13 protein-coding genes are annotated in these 18457 nt (G+C 58.9%); 7 read left to right on the top strand and 6 right to left on the bottom strand.

What is annotated here, in order from left to right:
• The first annotated feature begins 189 nt into the window (after positions 1-189).
• Positions 190-1245, top strand: a complete 1056-nt coding sequence (locus AC3IT6_RS14005; protein ID WP_489356313.1) for a tetratricopeptide repeat protein — start codon at positions 190-192, stop codon at positions 1243-1245.
• A 215-nt stretch (positions 1246-1460) separates the two neighbouring features.
• Entirely contained in the window at positions 1461-3131 is a 1671-nt protein-coding gene (locus tag AC3IT6_RS14000; RefSeq protein WP_489356311.1) for an ATP-binding protein, read from the top strand.
• A gap of 33 nt (positions 3132-3164) precedes the next feature.
• On the opposite strand, the gene AC3IT6_RS13995 is transcribed toward AC3IT6_RS14000, so the two are convergent.
• The 6 genes from AC3IT6_RS13995 to AC3IT6_RS13970 form a co-directional block, all read right to left on the bottom strand.
• A complete protein-coding gene (locus AC3IT6_RS13995) occupies positions 3165-6038 on the bottom strand; it encodes an RHS repeat-associated core domain-containing protein (protein ID WP_489356309.1) in 2874 nt (957 codons plus the stop codon).
• Positions 6039-6156: 118 nt separating this feature from the next.
• Positions 6157-6534: a response regulator gene (locus AC3IT6_RS13990; protein ID WP_007970583.1), complete on the bottom strand. Its 378-nt coding sequence runs from the start codon at positions 6532-6534 to the stop codon at positions 6157-6159.
• Between the two features lie 77 nt (positions 6535-6611).
• Positions 6612-7793: a hybrid sensor histidine kinase/response regulator gene (locus AC3IT6_RS13985; RefSeq protein WP_489356307.1), complete on the bottom strand. Its 1182-nt coding sequence runs from the start codon at positions 7791-7793 to the stop codon at positions 6612-6614.
• The gene (locus AC3IT6_RS13980) at positions 7787-8380 is read right to left on the bottom strand and encodes a chemotaxis protein CheB (protein WP_489356305.1); all 594 of its coding nucleotides are present in this window, start codon (positions 8378-8380) and stop codon (positions 7787-7789) included. The genes AC3IT6_RS13985 and AC3IT6_RS13980 overlap by 7 nt, the downstream gene beginning before the upstream one ends.
• Positions 8377-9210, bottom strand: coding sequence for a CheR family methyltransferase (locus tag AC3IT6_RS13975; RefSeq protein ID WP_489356303.1), 834 nt, complete (start codon positions 9208-9210; stop codon positions 8377-8379). Before AC3IT6_RS13975 ends, AC3IT6_RS13980 begins: the two co-directional genes overlap by 4 nt.
• Positions 9210-12701, bottom strand: a complete 3492-nt coding sequence (locus AC3IT6_RS13970; RefSeq protein WP_489356301.1) for a response regulator — start codon at positions 12699-12701, stop codon at positions 9210-9212. Before AC3IT6_RS13970 ends, AC3IT6_RS13975 begins: the two co-directional genes overlap by 1 nt.
• Before the next feature lie 257 nt (positions 12702-12958).
• Here AC3IT6_RS13970 and AC3IT6_RS13965 point away from each other — a divergent pair, with 257 nt between their 5' ends.
• The 5 genes from AC3IT6_RS13965 (at position 12959) to AC3IT6_RS13945 (ending at position 18453) form a co-directional block, all read left to right on the top strand.
• On the top strand, positions 12959-13321 hold the full coding sequence (locus AC3IT6_RS13965) for a response regulator (RefSeq protein ID WP_150723788.1): 363 nt from the start codon (positions 12959-12961) through the stop codon (positions 13319-13321).
• A gap of 74 nt (positions 13322-13395) precedes the next feature.
• Positions 13396-14694, top strand: coding sequence for a glycosyltransferase (locus tag AC3IT6_RS13960; protein WP_489356298.1), 1299 nt, complete (start codon positions 13396-13398; stop codon positions 14692-14694).
• Positions 14695-14803: 109 nt separating this feature from the next.
• Positions 14804-15709, top strand: coding sequence for an AraC family transcriptional regulator (locus AC3IT6_RS13955; protein WP_489356296.1), 906 nt, complete (start codon positions 14804-14806; stop codon positions 15707-15709).
• Positions 15710-16055: 346 nt separating this feature from the next.
• Positions 16056-17366 carry an ABC transporter substrate-binding protein gene (locus AC3IT6_RS13950; RefSeq protein WP_489356294.1) on the top strand — a complete coding sequence of 437 codons (1311 nt, stop codon included), beginning with the start codon at positions 16056-16058 and terminating at the stop codon, positions 17364-17366.
• Positions 17367-17553: 187 nt separating this feature from the next.
• Entirely contained in the window at positions 17554-18453 is a 900-nt protein-coding gene (locus AC3IT6_RS13945; protein WP_489356551.1) for a carbohydrate ABC transporter permease, read from the top strand.
• Positions 18454-18457: the final 4 nt, after the last annotated feature.

Genomic DNA, 18457 nt, shown 5'->3' with positions numbered 1-18457 from the left:
CAAGCGTAGTCACTGCTGCGGGGCCTCGAGTGGTTTTGCTGTCGACGCAGCTTGCAGGCCCGTTGATTGCCTCCTGAAGGGCTGTTCAACCGTTTGGATCGAGCGTGAGCGTCGTCAAGGTTTGACTCAAGGCCTGGCCTGACCGAAGCTGGCGCCTTTGCCTAAGCTCGCCAGTTTCCGGATTCCTGCATGCCCAAGTCCCGCCGCTATCTGTTTATCAGCCTTTTCGCCCTGCTCGTCATCGGCCTTGTGTGGTTTTCCCTGCGCGATACCACCCCGGTGGTTCCCGAGGCTATCCAGCATGGCTACAGCGAAGCGCTGGCGGCAGCCCGGGGCGGCAAACCAGGTGCCGCGCGGGTGCTCTATCAGCAATTGGCCCGTCCGGACCTGTCCCCCAAGCGTCGTGTCTGGCTGCATGCCGAGCTGCCCAACTACCCAAGCTCGGTGGCCCTGAAACTGGCGGATGCCGACTTGCAGAACGAGTCGCCCGAAGTGCGTATCGCGGCGATCAGGAGCATCAGTGGCCTGGTACCGAACGGCCAGCGCAGCCTGCTGCTGGGACCCTTGCTCGATGACAGCGAACAAAGCGTGCGGCTGGCGGCGATCAACGCGCTGCTGGGGTTGTCTCCGGATGAACTGGGTTTGTATTTCGCACCGCTGGAGCAAGCCATCGATGCCTGGGAGCAAGTGCTCAAGAGCGCCCCCCAAAGCGCCGAAAATCAATACCAACTGGCCCGGCTGCACCTGCACAACGCCGAGCTCAAGCAAGCGCAACAGGCGCTGGACAACACCCTGCGCCTGGCGCCGGACAACTTGCCGGCGCTGGTGCTGCAAATCGAGGTGCTGGATAAACAGGGCCAGAACGACGCTGCCCGGCAACTGTTGGCCAGGCAACTGCAGGCACAGCCCAACTCGGCCTACCTGCAACATGCCCTGGGGCTCTGGCTGCTGCATCACGAGCAAAGCGAGTTCGCCCTGCTCGGCCTGTCCAAAGCCGTTGAACTTGAGCCCAATAACCGCGATTACCGCTACGACCTGGCCACCACGTTGCACGGTGAGCAGGAGCTCGAAGCGGCGCAGAATCAGTTGCAGGAAATCGTTCAGCGCCACCCGAACGATCGCAAGGCACGGGTACTGCTGATCAATTACTGGAAGGAAAGCGGGCAGCTGCAAAACGTGCAGATCCTGTTGGCCCAACTCGAACAGATGAACCCCGATGATCCGTCGTTGCAACAAGGGCTTTGACCCCGCCTGAAATTTCGTTGAACCGTCGTCCCGGCCAAGGGTCAAGTGAAAAAGGCAGCCCGTTGCGGCACTTCGCAGCGGCTGTCTCGTTGACCCTGGCCATGTGAGGACGCTTGATTGTCTCTATCCAACGATTTGGCCGCCACCGGTATCGAAGGTCTGGACGCTATCCTCGACGGCGCCTTGTCCCATGAATGGCAGATGGACGATATCCCGTGAAGGCCGTGCAAGCGACACCTGAACGCGCCATCATCCTTGCACCGCGGGGGCGCGACGGCCAGATGACCTTGATGATGCTCAAAAAGGCAGGGTTCCAAGGAGTGATCAGTCGCGACCTGCCGGGATTGTGCGCCGAACTGGAACAGGGTGCCGGCCTGCTGCTGATCTCTTGCGAGGCGCTGCTGGGTGCTGATCTCGAACCGCTGATCCACCTGATTGAACAGCAGCCCGCGTGGTCGGACCTGCCGATCGTGTTGATGACACACCATGGTGGCCCGCAACAGAACCCGGCATCACGCCTCGGCGCGCAATTGGGCAACGTCACCTTCCTTGAGCGACCTTTTCACCCGGTCACACTGATCAGTCTGGTCACCACCGCCTTGCGTGGGCGTCGACGACAGTACGAAGCCAGGGATCGCCTGATTGACCTGAGCCAGAGCAAATTGCGCCTGCAATACACCCTTGAAACCCTTGAACAGCAGGTAGAAGAGCGCACCGCGCAATTGCGCCACAATGAAGAAGTGCTGCGCCAGTCACAGAAGATGGAAGCAGTCGGCCAGCTCACCGGCGGCATCGCCCATGATTTCAACAACATGCTGACCGGCATCATCGGCAGCCTGGAATTGTTGCGCCGACGCCTGGCCCGGGGACGAACCGAAGACCTGGACAGCCTGATCGACCTGGGGGTGACTTCGGCCAACCGCGCGGCAGGCCTGACTCACCGCCTGCTGGCGTTTTCCCGCCGTCAGTCGCTGGACTCCAAACCCGTGGAGATGAACAGCCTGGTGATCTCCATGGATGAACTGCTGCAGCGCAGCATCAACGAAAGCATTCGCCTGGACATGCAACTGGACGAGCAACTGTGGGTGGCCGAAGCCGACCCCAATCAACTGGAAAGCGCCCTGCTCAACCTGGTGATCAATGCCCGCGATGCCATGCCCAATGGCGGCAGACTGCTGGTCTCTACCTCGAACCAGCACTTTGACGAGGACTTCACTCAAGGCCAGAGCAATCTCGACGCAGGTGACTACGTGGTGCTCAGCGTCACCGACACCGGCTGTGGCATGCCGCAAAGCACCATCAACCGCGCCTTCGACCCGTTCTTCACCACCAAGCCCATCGGCCAGGGTACCGGCCTCGGGCTATCGATGATCTACGGTTTCAGCAAACAGTCCGGTGGCCACGTCGCCATCCACAGCGAAGTGGGCAAAGGCACCACGGTGAGTCTGTTTCTGCCTCGCTTTGGCGGTGACCTGCCCAGGGACCATCCACTGGACGTCGAACACTCACCGCTCGCCAATAATGGCGAGACGGTGTTGATTGTCGAGGACGATCCGGCGGTGCGGGTGCTGGTCAGCACGGTGTTGAGCGATCTGGGTTATGCCTTCGTCGAGGCCTGTGATGGTGATAGCGCCGTGCCGATACTCGACTCGCCCCAGCGCATCGACCTGCTGATCAGCGATGTCGGCCTGCCCGGCATGAATGGCCGGCAACTGGCGGAAATCGGCCGGCAACTGCGGCCCGACCTCAGGGTGCTGTTCATCACCGGCTACGCCGAGCGCGCCGCGGTGCGCGGCGGGTTCCTCGATCCGGGCATGCAGTTGATCACCAAGCCGTTTACCTTCGACCTGTTGACGGCGAAGGTGAGGGAGATGATCCGCGCCTGAACGCGAGTAGTGGGCACCGCAATGTTCCTAAATTCATACCTGCATCATCGTAAAGGGGCGTTTTTTATGCTCCGTGATCCCCTGCCCGTTACTCTGCTCTTTGTACAAGTAAATCCCGATAGCTCCGACCTCATTAGCGGGTTTCAACTGTCTAAGCCCAGCCCGCCATGCCGACTCTGAGGCCTGCGCCCCCAAAACTGCCGTCAGCCCGTTGTCGACTTCGGTATTGCCCAGTTTGTAAACCGACTGTACCGCTGCATCGTGAATCAACGATTTCCCGGCGCTTATCAAATCCTCCCCTGTTGGCACCGCTATCAATCGTTGATGCCTACTTTTCTTGAGTTGAGAGTCCACACCTCCCACAACGCGAATCGCGTCGCCTACGGCCATTTTCATCACGACACCGGCCACAGTATTCAGTATTGGATGAACGCCTTCAGGCGCGCTTGCGGACCACATACCCTTAACCATGTTGCCGCTCAAATTGGCAATCGTATCAACGGCTAGCGCACCTCGCGTACTGATGTCGGGAGTAATGGTAGGGCCTATTCGGGAAACTACCCGCCCAACCACCTTCGAACCCATTGATTTAACCACCCCTTCAACGATGCCGATTGGGTCGGGCGATGTTAAAGCAGCAGTGAAACCCACACCAAAGCTGACAATTCCCACACCCGCCACGGTCAGGTTTTTGCGGAAACCGCTGTCACCTTCGCGATCCAGAACATGGGCCACGGTCGAGCCACCGACATAGCCCGCCGCCACACCTGACATGATTGCAACGGGATAACGTGCCAGTTGCCCCAGCGATGCGCTCAACGCCTTTTTTACCAGTTGCTTTGCGCCATATCCCGCTGCCCCTTTGACAGTTCCCCGGCCAATTGCCGCGAGGGTCACCGCAACGCGCTTTACAGTACCAATCCGGGTTTTGGCCAATCCGAGCCAGTCGACATGCCCGATCGGATTGCCCCCCACCATCCGATACAGGTTCAACCCATCTATCGCCCCTGCCGGATCGGCGCTCAGCCAGCGCTGTCGCCACGGCATGTAATACCGAAAACCGTAGTAATACAGTCCCGTCGCGTCCCGCTCCTGACCTGAATAACGAATCGTCTTGTAGCTGGCCTCAACCTTGTCTCGACCCGCCCACCAGGCTGTGCCGCCATAGGAGTAGAAGTTTTCCTGGCTGATGATGTTGGCGTCTTCATCCAGTTCCAGCGTGCTTGATCCCAGATGGTCAGCAAGACAGTAACGGAATTGGGTCCTGGCAATTGCCTTCGGCTGCCCTGTTTGCCAGTGCAGTACTCGTACGGTGCATCCGCCAATCTGGACACTGATGACATGCAGGATTTCATTCGGACCCGTCCGGACCTCCACGCCCGGCAAATAGCGGGTTTCATGGGTACGGCTCAATGTGCCGGTATAAGCCGTACGGATCTTTCGTACGCGTTGATCATCGCCGTCATAGACATAGATCTCCGTGTCTGCAGGTTCGTCCTCGCGCACCACCTGATCGACCTGACGCAGGCGGTTGTGTGCATCCCAGTGCAGTGTCTGTCCCCGTTGCAGCACTTTGAGATTGCCGCAGGCGTCATAAGCAGCATCAATTTCACTGTCACCTGGCGATTCGATGCCATCGCCCCAAGGCAGGCTTCGGTTGCTCAAGGTTGCAACGGCCGTTCGCTCGGTTCGACTTGCGCTGTCAGCGTGGTGATGCAGGATTTCCAGGTTGCCACCGGCGTCGTAGTCGAACGTCTGGATATAGTTCTCCAATTGGCCAGGGTCCGGTGGCGAAACGAACGCAGGCAAATGGGGCCCGCCCGAGGCATAGCAGCGTTGTCGACCGCTGGCTTCGATAAGTTGGCCAAGGGTGTCGTACTGCCAGGTGCTGACCGCGGCAACGCTTTGATTGCGCGAGTAGCGGATCGACTGGGTGGCGTCAGTGATACGAATCGGGTTACCGACTGGATCATAGGCATACGTCAGATGCTGCAACGGCGGCTGGCTTGCCAGTTGCGCTTGCAGCGTTGTCAGGCGCCCATCCTCGGGATCGAAAACGGTACGGGTTACTACGCCATTGCCGGCCGTTTGCTGCTCTGTTTGCCCCCAGGCGTTGTATCGAATGTCACTTACAAGCGTGATTTCGTCATGGGCTCCGAACAGCTTGATGCGTGTGTCCAACAATTCCCCGGCGACGCTCTGACGCTGGTTTTGCTCATTGCCCAATGCGTCTACAAGACGTACCGACTCGCCCACACTGTTAAATCCTGTTTGTGTGAGCGCCCCTTGAGGCTCGAGCAATTTATCGCGCTCGGTTTCGTTCACTGGCCAGTCAGGCAATTGAATCTGCGCCAGAAAGCGACGAGTCTGCTGCAAACATGCACCGAACACACTGAATTCGCTGAAGTGCTGAGTACCCGCACCGTCATCGTGACGGATCAACTGAGCGCAGCGATTGTGCCTGGCGGACTCTTGCGAATCGTCGCCGTACGCAAAACAAGCCGTGCGCTGCTCTGCACCTGTCGCCGATTCAAAAACACCTTCTGGGCGCAATAAGCAATCGTAGGTCATACGCAGGTGATTAAGTTTCTGGTCCCAATCTTCCAGCCTTTGCCGGGCAGCACCGTAAAGACTAACCCGCCATCCGGCGTCCAGGTTCACAGAGAGCAAAGGCTGCCCGGTGAGCGTGGTGATTGTGGTTTGATTGGCGGGAGTGGACTTATCGTCCTCAAATAGGGCAAAAAGCCGCGGATCGCGGCTGTAACTGACTCGGTTTGGAGTGCTGTAGATGTGTTGGGTGATGCGAGCCTCGGGGGCTTGCTGGTCCGAGCGCCGATGATAGGCGATCTCACGTACGACGGTGCGACGCGGATCAATCACTGAAAGTGTTGGTGTATGTCTGTGCATCACACTCGCTCCGGATTCACATGCAGGGATTAGCCACATGACATCCGGAACGTTTATCTGCCGTTACCGCACTACCGTCAACTGTCAGAAATTACAGGTACGCGCCCGGCCAATGCTCTTACGAAAGCATGTCCTGCATCAGTTCCTGCAACTTGTCCAGATCGAAGGGTTTGTCCAGGATCGGCGCCTTGCGCGTGATCGGGCTGTCGGTCTCACGGATTTCCTGGGCATAGCCGCTGATGAAAATCACCTTGAGTTCGGGTCGCAGCTTCACGGCGGGCTCGGCGATCTGCACGCCGGAGATCCCACCTGGCAGGCGGAAGTCGGTGATCATCATGTCCAGGTGCGGTTTGCTCGCCAGGATTTCAAAGGCCTGTTCGCCGTTTTCGGCCTGCAATACGCGGTAACCCTCGCCCGACAGATAAGCGGACAGCACCATCAGAATCGAGGGATCGTCCTCGACGACGAGTACTACATCTTGTGCATCTTCGCTCATGGGAAGCCTTTGTTCGGTCAATTGCTGCTGATACGACCGTGGGGTCGATCAGAGGTTGCGTTAATCTGGTTGTTTTCCTACAGCGGCAGACAAACGCGAAACAAGGCGCCTTCGCCAATCCTGCTCTGGACGGTAATAGTACCGCCATGGGCGGCCACAATCTGTTCTGAAATAAACAATCCCAGGCCCAGCCCGGCGATGGCGTGCTTGGCGGATACGCGTTCGAACTGCTGGAAAATCCGCTTCTGGTTTTCTTCGCTGATGCCGATCCCTTGATCCTGCACGTCCACCAGCGCCTGGCCTCCTTCACTGTAGACCTTCACCGAGATCGGGCTCTTGGCCCCGTAGCGCAAGGCGTTGGTCAACAGGTTGGATATGACCTGCTCAATACGAAATTCGTCCCAGTTTCCGATCACCGGTTGCGCGGCATCGAGGGTGACCGACGCCTCGGCTGCGTCGATCTGCCGGGAAAAGTTGTGCAACAGGTCACGAACCAGCGTCGAAAGATCGATGCGCGTCGGCCGGATCGACAAATTTCCGGTGCGAATGCGCGAGACATCGAGCATGTCTTCAATCAAGCGAATGAGGCTTTTGATCTGCCGCTCATCGCGGTCGACCATGGCGTGCATCTTGTCCAGGGTGAAGGCGGCGGCGTTGTCCCGGGCCAGGTGCATCTTGCGCAACTGGGTTTCAAGGATCAGGCCGTTGAGCGGCGTGCGCACTTCGTGGGCGACGATGGACATGAAGTCATCGCGCATGCGCACCGCCTGTTCCAGTTCCAGCTGGGTGTTTTGCAGCTGCTTGAGCAGGGTCTCCTGTTCGCGGCGACTTTGCTCAAGGGCCAGCACTTGTTCCTTCATCGCCTTGCTTTGGCGATACAGGTCGACGAACACATTGACCTTGCTCTTGACCGCCTGGATGTCCAGCGGTTTGTGCAGGAAATCCACGGCACCGCTTTCATAGCCCTTGAAGGCATAGTTCAATTCACGCCCGGCGGCGCTGACAAAAACGATCGGAATATTCCTGGTCTTTTCCGTGCCACGCATCAACTCGGCCAGTTCGAAGCCATTCATGTCGGGCATCTGCACATCGAGGATGGCCAAGGCGAATTCGTGTTGCAACAGCAGGGACAAGGCTTCGTCGGCGGACAGCGCCTTGTAGACGATGCGGTCCTCACGCTTGATCAGCGCTTCGAGCGCCAGCAGATTCTCTGGCAGATCGTCCACGATCAGCAGTTTGGCCTGGATATTACTTAGCATGCGATTCGTTCCAGCTCGACAAGCAAACGGCCGATGCCGCGTACAGGAAGTATGTGGTCCGGCTGCTGCATATCCAGCGCAGCCTGGGGCATGGTGGCGACCTGAGCCTCTTGCGGGTCTTGCACGATGGTCATGCCACCGCGCTGCTTGACCTGGGCCAGCCCGCGCGCGCCATCGCGGTTGGCGCCGGTGAGCAATACCGCAGCCAGGTTGGCGCCGTACGCATCGGCAGCCGATTCGAACAGGTAATCGATGGCGGGTCGCGAATGATGCACTCGAGGCTCCAGGCTCAGGGAAAAGCTGCGGTCCTGCTCCACCGACAGGTGATATCCGGGCGCGGCGAAATACAACGTGCCGGCCTCGACCGGGGTCTTGTCGCACGCCTCCAGCACCGGCAGGGCAACCCGGCGGGAAAACACGTCCGCCAGCTGGCTGCGGCGCTCGTCCGGCAGGTGCAGCACGACAATGATCGGCAGTGCGAAACCTTCGCGCAGCGGGCCGAGGATGTTCAACAGCGCCTCGACGCCACCGGCGGAGGCACCGATCACGATCGCTTCAATAGCCGGCAAACTCGTTGCACGTTTCATGATTTTCGATAGATCCGTTCTTGTTTGACCAACGGCTCGAACCGATTGCCGCAGGCTGAAAATTCCGGGGTTTCCTTACTGCCCAGCACCAGGAAACCGCGATGGCAGAGGGACTCATGAAACAGTCCGAATGCCCGATCCTGAAGCTTTTTATTAAAATAAATCAGTACGTTACGACATGAAATTAATTGAGTTTCGGAAAATACGCTGTCCGTTGCCAGGCTGTGATCGGCGAAGGTCACGTTCTCGCGCAGGGTCTTGTCGAAAATCGCGTACCCATAGGCCGCCGTATAGTAGTCGGCAAACGAACACTGGCCACCGGCCTGCTGGTAATTAGCAGTGTAGGCGCGGACATTCTCCATCGAGAAAATCCCTTGCTTGGCCTTTTCCAGTGAGCGCGGATTGATGTCGGTGGCGTAGATGATCGTGCGGTCGAGCAGGCCTTCTTCGCGCAACAGAATGGCCATCGAATACACCTCTTCACCGGTGCTGCATCCGGCGATCCAGACCTTTATCGAAGGGTAGGTTCGCAGCAGCGGCACCACTTCCTTGCGGATGGCCAGGAAGTGCGAAGGGTCGCGAAACATCTCGCTGACCGGGATGGTCAGCAATTGCAGCAGTTGCATGAACGCGACGGGGTCGTGCAGGACCTTTTCCTGCAACGCCGAGATGGTATTGCACTCGAACTGACTCAGCGCGTGGTTGACCCGGCGCTTGATCGAAGCGCCGGAGTAATCGCGAAAATCGTAGCTGTACTTGAGGTAGATCGCCTCGATCAACAACCGCAATTCGATTTCGCTGTTTCGCTCCACTGAGGAATTGCGCTCCACTAGATCCGTTCCATCTTCGGCAACCACACACGAATCAGCGAAAACAGGCGATCCAGGTCGATGGGCTTGGCCAGGTAATCGTTGGCGCCGGCCTGCAGGCAGCGCTCCTGATCGTCCTTCATGGCCTTGGCCGTCACCGCGATGATCGGCAGCTTGCGCCAGCGCGGGTCCTTGCGGATTTCAACGGTGGCTTCAAAGCCATCCATTTCGGGCATCATCACGTCCATCAACACCAGATCGATGTCTTGCACCTCATTCAATCGTTCAATCGCTTCACGGCCGTTGCGGCCAATGACCACGACAGCGCCCTTTTGCTCCAGCGCGCTGGTGAGGGCGAAAATGTTGCGCACATCGTCATCCACCAGCAACACCTTGCGGCCCTCGAAGACCTTGTCGCGACTGCGGGCGACCTTGAGCATCTTCTGCCGTTCATGGGACAACCGTGATTCGACTTTGTGCAGAAAAAGCGTCACCTCATCCAACAAGCGCTCTGGCGAGCGTGCGCCCTTGATGATGATCGAACGCGAATACTTGCGCAGTTCGGCTTCTTCATCCCGGGTCAGGTTGCGTGCGGTGTAGACGATGACGGGCACAAAGGAGCAGATGTCTTCGGTGGACATGCGCTTGAGCAGGTCATTGCCGAGCATGTCCGGCAGCTTGAGGTCGATGATCATGCAATCGAAGACCGACGTGCGCAGCAGATCCAGCGCCTCCTGCGCCAGGCCAACGGCAGTGATCTCGATGTCATCGTCGCCGATCAGGCGGGCAATACTGTCGCGCTGCAAGTCGTCGTCCTCGACCAGCAGCACGCGCTTGACCTTCTGGGTCAGCTTGGCCTCGAGGCGTGCAAACACGTCCTTGAGTTCCTCGCGGGTGGTCGGCTTGACCGCATAGCCAATGGCGCCCATGTGCATCGCCGCCTCGACCCGGTCTTCCACCGAAATCACATGCACCGGGATGTGCCGGGTTTCGGCGTGTTCCTTCAGGCGTTGCAGCACGGTCAGGCCGGAATGATCCGGCAGGCGCATGTCCAGCAGGATCGCATCGGGGATGAACGCCTTGGCCAGGTCGTAGCCTTCGTCGGCGCCGTGGGCCACCAGGCACTGATAACCCAGTTCATGGGCCAGGTCGTAGAGGATGTGCGCAAAGTTCGGCTCATCCTCCACCACCAGCATGCAGCGGGTGGTGAACGGCCCCTTGTTGCGATCGTCGTCGAAACGCGGAATTTCGACTTCGGCCACCCGTGGCGACAACGTGGGCGGCAATACATTCGGCGTGGCCGCCACCGGAACGGCTCGCATCGGTTCGACAGGCACTTCGCCCGGTTCTACGTACTGCTGCGGCAAGACCAGGGTAAACACACTGCCCTGCCCCGGCGCGCTGCTCACGCTGATGGAGCCACCGAGCAAGGCCGCCAGGTCACGGGAGATCGACAAGCCCAGCCCGGTGCCGCCGTAACGCCGATTGGTGGTGCCATCGGCCTGACGGAACGCATCGAAGATGCTTTCGTGCTGATCCACCTCGATGCCGATTCCGGAATCGCCGATGCTGAACGCGATGCCGTCATTCGGCGCCGTGGCGACGGACAGGCTGACGCTGCCGTTTTCAGTGAATTTCACGGCGTTGGACAGCAGATTCTTGAGGACCTGCTCCAGGCGCTGGCGGTCGGTGTACAGCATCAGCGGCGCACCGTCCTGCATATCCAACTGGAAATCCAGCTGCTTGTCGGTAGCCAACGGCTGGAACAGGCCGCGCAGGCCATCCACCAGACGCACCACGCTGGTGTTCTCCGGACGGATTTCCAGCTTGCCGGCCTCGACTTTGGAAATATCCAGAATGTCGTTGATCAGGTGGAGCAAGTCATTGCCGGCAGAGTAGATCGACTCGGCGAACTTGACTTGCTCGGCACTGAGGTTTTCCTGCGGGTTTTCCGCCAGCAGCTTGGCCAGAATCAACGAGCTGTTCAGCGGCGTGCGCAGCTCATGGGACATGTTGGCGAGGAATTCGGACTTGTACGTGCTCGAGCGCTGCAATTCTACTGCGCGTTCTTCGAGCTGGATCTGGGCCTGATTGAGCTCGGTATTCTTCAGGTCCATGGCGTCGCGTTGCTCGGCCAATGCTTGTGCCTGCTCGGCAAGTTGTTCGTTGGTCTGCTCCAGCTCCACCTGCTGGGTTTCCAGGTGCGCCTGGGACTCCTTGAGAATCCGCGATTGTTCTTCGAGCTCTTCGTTGGCGGTCTTGAGTTCTTCCTGCTGAACCTGCAATTCTTCGTTGAGTTGCTGGGTTTCGGCCAGCACCTCCTGCAAACGCTGGCGATAGCGTGCCGCCTCGATCGAGGTGCCAATGTTGCCGGCAATCAGCTCAAGCAATTCAACGTCACGGTCCGTCAGTGGACGCAGAAAGCCCAACTCGATCACGCCATTGACCCGCTCGTCGTCGCTGGTTGGCACCACCAGCACACTGCGCGGCAAACCGTCACCGAGGCCGGAGCTGACCTTGAAATAATCCCCCGGCACCTCGTCCAGGCGAATCAGCCGTGCCTGCTGCGCCACCTGGCCGACAATGCCTTCGTCGCTGTAGATCTGCTGTTCACGCTCCTCCTGTTCGCGAGAGAAGCCGTAGGTGGCGATGCGTTTGAGGCCGCCGTGGTCTTCGCGCACATAAATAGCCGCCACGGCGGTGCCCAGGTACTGCGCGCAGAATTGCAGGATGTTGCGACCGAGCATGTTCAGGCTCAATTGCCCCAACACCTGCTCGGCCAGCTCGGTCTGGCCGTTGCGCAGCCAGGCCTGCTGTTCCAGACGACGGGCGCTGGCCTGCTGGGCGGCAAGGTTGACGCTGTAGTTCTGCGACAGCGTCAACAAATCGCGGCGCCCGACATACGCCAGCAACCCACTGACCCCGGCAATGAACAACAGGTAGAGGCTGATGCTCATGACCGTGGTACGTCGCACTTCATCATTGCGCGATGCACGCAACTGTTGCTCGGTGTCGATCACCGCCTCGAACTGCTTGCGAATTTCATCGGTCAGGCGTTTACCGCGCCCGGCCTTGACCACGGCGCGATAGTCCCCGCTGCTGCGCTGCAAATCGATCATCGATTGTGCATAGTCGGACCACTCCTGCTGCAAGGCCTGCAACCGCAATAAGCGGTCGGACTGCACCGGGTTGTCGGCGGTCAGTTCGAGCATGGTGTTGAGCGCCACGGCGATGCGTGGCTTGGCGGTTTCGTAGGGGTCGAGGAAATGTTCGTCGCCACTGAGCAGGAAACCGCGCATCCCGGTTTCCAGGTCCACGGTCAGCTTGACCGCTTCATTGGCGTTATTGATCACCCGGTCGGTGTGCTCCACCCACTGGATCGTCGACAGTAAATAGCTGATCAGCGACACGAAGAACACGGCGCTGATGAGACCCAGCCCCAAAGGCAGGCTGATGTTGCGGCTCAGGAGTTTACGAAATCGTTGTTCATCAACCGAGGACGCGGAGGGCATGGGGCAGGCCTTGTCGAACTGTCAGATTTCAAGGAGTTTGCCCCAAAACTGGCACATTGATCCAATTTTCTGACATGTTTGAGCGCAAGGCCCTACATTGCGCTGCGCCCGTTCCAGGCCACGGGTTATCCTTGCGTGGCCTGCACTGCAATTCTTTTTTACAACGTAGGGAACTTGTCGGGATCCGCCACTTACTCATGCAAGAGGCCGACGATTTCCAGCGACCGGCAATGCCAATCTTTTTCGGGAATTCGACTATGTCATCCGCCAACGCCTCCACCATCCTTGTCGTCGAAGACGATGCCATCGTGCGCATGCTGATCGTCGACGTACTGGAGGAACTGGAATTCAAGGTGCTGGAAGCCGATGGCAGTGAACAGGCGCTGGAGACACTCAAGGACGTGAACCAACACATTGACCTGATGATGACTGATGTTGGCCTGCCGGTCATGGACGGCCGCGAACTGGCCAATCAAGCTCGTGCGTTACGCCCAGCCCTTCCAATACTGTTTGCCAGCGGGTATGCCGAAAACATCGAAGTGCCTCAAGGCATGCACTTGATCGGCAAACCGTTCTCCATTGATCAGTTGCGCGACAAGGTCAAAGGCATTCTGGGGTGACACTGCGCTGCGCTGTGGTTTAATGCGCGCCTTTTTCGTCCCTGCCCTGTCTTCGCTTCAAGGAATTCCCGTCCATGATTGAGCCCCACGCAACCAAAGTCCTGGTCATTGGTTACGTCTGGCCCGAGCCCCGCTCTTCGGCGGCCAGCGGGCATGTCATGCAAATTCTCGATGTGTTCCTGGAACAAGGCTGGGACATCACCTTCAGCAGCCCGGCGGGCTTCGGCGAGCAACGCGCAGACCTGACGGCGTTGGGTATTCGCGAGGTCCCCATCGAGCTGAACAACAGCAGTTTCGACGCATTCATCAGCGAACTGGCGCCGGACATCGTGTTGTTCGATCAATTCATGATGGAGGAACAGTTCGGCTGGCGGGTCGAGAAGCATTGCCCCGATGCCTTGCGCGTGCTCGAAAGCTGCGACCTGCAAAGCCTCCGGCAGGGTCGGCATCAACGCCTCAAGGAGCGCTTGAAGGCCAGTGACGACAACAATGACTTCAGCGACCTGTTCGCCCCGGCATCGCGCGAAGAGTTCGAACACATGGCCAATACCGATATGGCGAAGCGCGAGATCGCCTCATTTTATCGTTGTGATCTGACGCTGATGGTTTCCGAGGTGGAAATCGAATTGCTGGTCGAGCAATTCAGGTTTGCGCGCAACCTGTTGCACTGGTGCCCATTGATGGTCGATGTTCCGACCAATGCGCCGGTACCGTTTGAAGACCGGGCACACTTTCTTCATATCGGTAACTTTCGCCATGCGCCCAACTGGGATGCGGTGCTCTGGCTGAAAACCGCGATCTGGCCGCTGATTCGCGAGCAAATACCCGGCGCTCAATTGCATATCTATGGTGCCTACACGCCACCCAAGGCGACTGCCCTGCATAACCCGGCCCAGGGTTTTCATGTGATGAACTGGGCAGAAGACGCCCTGCAAGTCATGTCGTCGGCGCGGGTCTGCATGGCGCCTCTGCGTTTTGGCGCGGGAATCAAAGGCAAGATTGTCGATGCGATGCTCTGTGGCACACCGAATGTGACGACGCCAGTGGGTGCCGAGGCAATGCATGGCGAAGAGGCATGGCCCGGTGCAGTGACCCGTTCGGCACGCGAGTTCGCCGATCATGCCGTGCAACTGCACAACGACAAGACCCGCTGGCTGGGCGCCCAGGCGCACGGGCAAACCCTGCTTGCCGGCCGCTACCAGAAATCCGTTCATGGCCCGGCGTTGATCCAGCGACTGGTCGATTGCCAACGGGATCTGGCAAACATAAGACGAGATAACTTTACCGGCAGCATGCTGCGTCATCACCAGCACAAGAGCACTCAATACATGGCGCAATGGATCGAGGCGAAGAACCGCCTTAATCAGGAGTAGCCCACCCTCCTTGCGCGCGCCTTGCATGAACAGACGCATCGGCGGTAGTAGCGCTATCGATCCGGCAAGAGGCATGATCCGGGCGGGATAACTACAAAAGCGCCCTGACATGACCCGCACCGCCAGAGTCACCGATCCTTCCTATGAACTGATGGACGACCGCAACGGGTTGTCCATCATCTATCGCCAGCACGGTTTTCCCTGCCCGCTGGTGCGCTGGCATTTCCACAAGGAATACGAGCTGCACCTGATCGTCGCCAGTTCCGGCAAGGTGTTCATCGGCGACTACATCGGCAACTTCTATCCCCAGACACTGTTTCTCACCGGCCCCAACCTGCCCCACAACTGGATCAGCCAGGTGGCCGAGGATGAGGTGGTGCCCAAGCGCGACATGCTGGTCAACTTCACCGACGAGTTGTTCGACAGCGGCTATCCGGTGTTCGCCGAACTCAAGGCCCTGGCACCGCTGCTCGAGCGCGCGCAGTACGGCATCGAGTTTCGCTGCAAGCACACCATCGGCAAGGCCATGGACTTGATGCAGCGCATTGCCGATACCACCGGCATCACCCGGCTCGGGCACTTTTTCATTCTGCTGGAATTGCTCGCGGCCACCGACGACTACCAATTGCTATCCGGTGCCACGACCCCGCAACTGGCCGACGAACACAACATCGACCGCACCAACCGCGCGGTGGATTACATTTTCGCCCATTACGCCCGGGACTTGACGCTGGAGGAAGTCGCCGAGCACCTGGGCATGAAACCGACTTATTTCAGCCGCGTATTCAAGCAGGCCACCGGGCGCAATTTCGTCGAGTTCGTCAATCGCCTGCGCATCAGCAAGTCCTGCGAGTTGCTGGCCGATGGCGACAAGTCGGTGACCGATGTTTGCTTCGAATCGGGCTTCAACAATATTTCCAACTTCAACCGGCGCTTCCAGCAGCTCAAGGGCATGACGCCTTCGCATTACCGGCGGCTGGTGGTGCAGCGGTTGACCGAGCAAAACCTCGGCTGAAGACACACCTCAAATCCCTGTGGGAGCGGGCTTGCTCGCGAAGGCGTCGTGTCAGACGATATTTTGCAAACTGACACACCGCCTTCGCGAGCAAGCCCGCTCCCACAGGTACAGCGTTACCCCCTCAAACCTGTACGGATTCAATACCCCTCCTTCGCTGAAATGCCCTTCCCTGCGTCTACCCCCCAAAACTTCAGTGCAAAAAAGTATCGATAAAGGTGCGACGGATGATTTGTCTCGCCTGCCATTGAAGGATGTAATCAGCACAGATTCTTCCCTCCGCAGGAAGACACAAAAACAATAACTGTCCTTCTGTATCCCGCCGGGTGCAGAAAAGGAGTGCACGATGCAACCTTCGGTAAAAGCTCTGCTTGCCCTCACCTGCATGACCCTAAGCAGCGTCAGCCTTGGCGCACAGACCCTGACCATCGCCACCGTCAACAACAGCGACATGATCCGCATGCAAAAGCTCTCGAAAACCTTCGAGGCCGAGCATCCGGACATCAAGCTCAATTGGGTGGTCCTCGAAGAAAACGTCCTGCGCCAGCGCCTGACCACTGACATCGCCACCCAGGGCGGGCAGTTCGATGTGCTGACCATTGGCATGTACGAAGCCGCACTCTGGGGCGCCAAGGGTTGGCTGGAGCCGATGAATAATTTGCCTTCAAGCTATGCCCTCGACGACGTGTTCCCGTCGGTGCGTGAAGGCCTGTCGGTCAAAGGCTCGCTGTACGCCCTGCCGTTCTACGCCGAAAGCTCCATCACCTATTACCGCACCGACCTGTTCAAGGACGCCGGCCTGACCATGCCCGAGCGCCCGACCTGGGAACAGATCGGTGAATTCGCCGCAAAACTGAACAAACCCGAGCAGGAACAGTACGGCATCTGCCTGCGGGGCAAGGCTGGCTGGGGCGAGAACATCGCGCTGATCAGCACTGTGGCCAACGCCTATGGCGCGCGCTGGTTCGATGAAAAGTGGCAGCCGGAATTCAACGGTCCCGAATGGAAAAACGCGCTGAACTTCTATGTCGACACCATGAAGAAATCCGGCCCGCCGGGTGCGTCGAGCAACGGTTTCAATGAAAACCTGGCGTTGTTCAACAGCGGCAAATGCGCGATCTGGGTCGACGCCAGCGTTGCCGGCTCTTTCGTCACCGACAAGTCTCAAAGCAAGGTCACCGATCACGTCGGCTTCACCTTTGCGCCACATCAGGTCACTGACAAGGGCTCGGCCTGGTTGTACTCCTGGGCGCTGGCCATTCCGACCAGCTCCAAGGCCAAGGACGCGGCGAAAACCTTCAGCGCCTGGGCCACGTCCAAAGAATACGGCGCACTGGTTGCGGAAAAGGACGGCATCGCCAACGTGCCGCCGGGCACCCGGGCCTCGACCTATAGCGAGGCGTACTTGAGCGCCGCGCCGTTCGCCAGAGTCACGCTGGAATCGCTCAAGGCCGCGGACCCGAGCAAGCCGGGCGCCAGGCCTGTGCCGTACATCGGCATCCAGTTGGTGACCATTCCCGAGTTCCAGGGCATTGGTACCCAGGTCGGCAAATCCTTCTCGGCAGCGCTGATCGGCCAGACCACGGTCGACCAGGCGTTGGCAGCGGCCCAGCAAACCACCGAGCGCGAGATGAAGCGCGCGGGTTATCCCAAGTAAGCCCGTATCCAATGTGGGAGCGGGCTTGCTCGCGAAAGCGGTATTCCAGTCGCAAAAGTTGTGTCGGATGTACTGGCCTATTCGCGAGCAAGTCGGATCGCCGCACCGCCGCTCCCACAGTTGATCTTCATATGCCTGTAATTAATCGGTTCTGATCACCATGAATACATCAACTGCCAAAGCTCACATGGACATTGTCCAACCCCAGCGCAAAAGTCGCTCAGCCAATCCCGGCTGGTTCCTGGTCAGCCCTTCGGTGGTATTGCTGCTGTTGTGGATGATCGTACCGCTGGGTATGACCGTCTACTTCTCGACGATTCGCTACAACTTGCTCAACCCCGGCGAGAACGAGTTCGTCGGCCTGGAGAACTTCACTTACTTCCTCACCGACTCGGGCTTCCTGCCCGGCGCCACCAACACGCTGTTGCTGGTGGGCAGCGTGCTGCTGATCAGTGTGGTGCTCGGCGTGTTGATCAGTGCGTTGCTTGAGGCCAGTGAGTTTTTCGGTCGCGGCATCGTGCGGGTGCTGCTGATCTCGCCGTTTTTCATCATGCCCACGGTGGGCGCGCTGATCTGGAAGAACCTGATTTTCCATCCGGTCTCGGGGATTCTCGCCTACGTCTGGAAGCTGTTCGGCGCGCAACCGGTGGACTGGCTGGCGCACTACCCGCTGCTGTCGATCATCATCATTGTCTCGTGGCAATGGCTGCCCTTCGCGATCCTGATCCTGATGACCGCCATGCAGTCCCTCGACCAGGAACAGAAAGAAGCCGCGCGCCTCGATGGTGCCGGGCCCATCGCGATCTTCTGGCACCTGACCCTGCCACACCTGGCACGGCCGATTGCGGTGGTGGTGATGATCGAAACCATCTTCCTGCTCTCGGTGTTCGCCGAAATCTTCACCACTACCAACGGCGGCCCCGGCTACGCCTCGACCAACCTCGCCTACCTGATCTACAACCAGGCGCTGGTGCAGTTCGACGTCGGCATGGCCTCGGCGGGCGGCCTGATTGCCGTGGTCATCGCCAACATCGCCGCGATCATCCTGATACGGATGATCGGCAAAAACCTGACCGACAAAGCCTGAGGCC

The organism is Pseudomonas sp. KH_017 (genome assembly GCF_057840285.1).
This window is presented reverse-complemented; position numbering and strand designations above follow the sequence as displayed.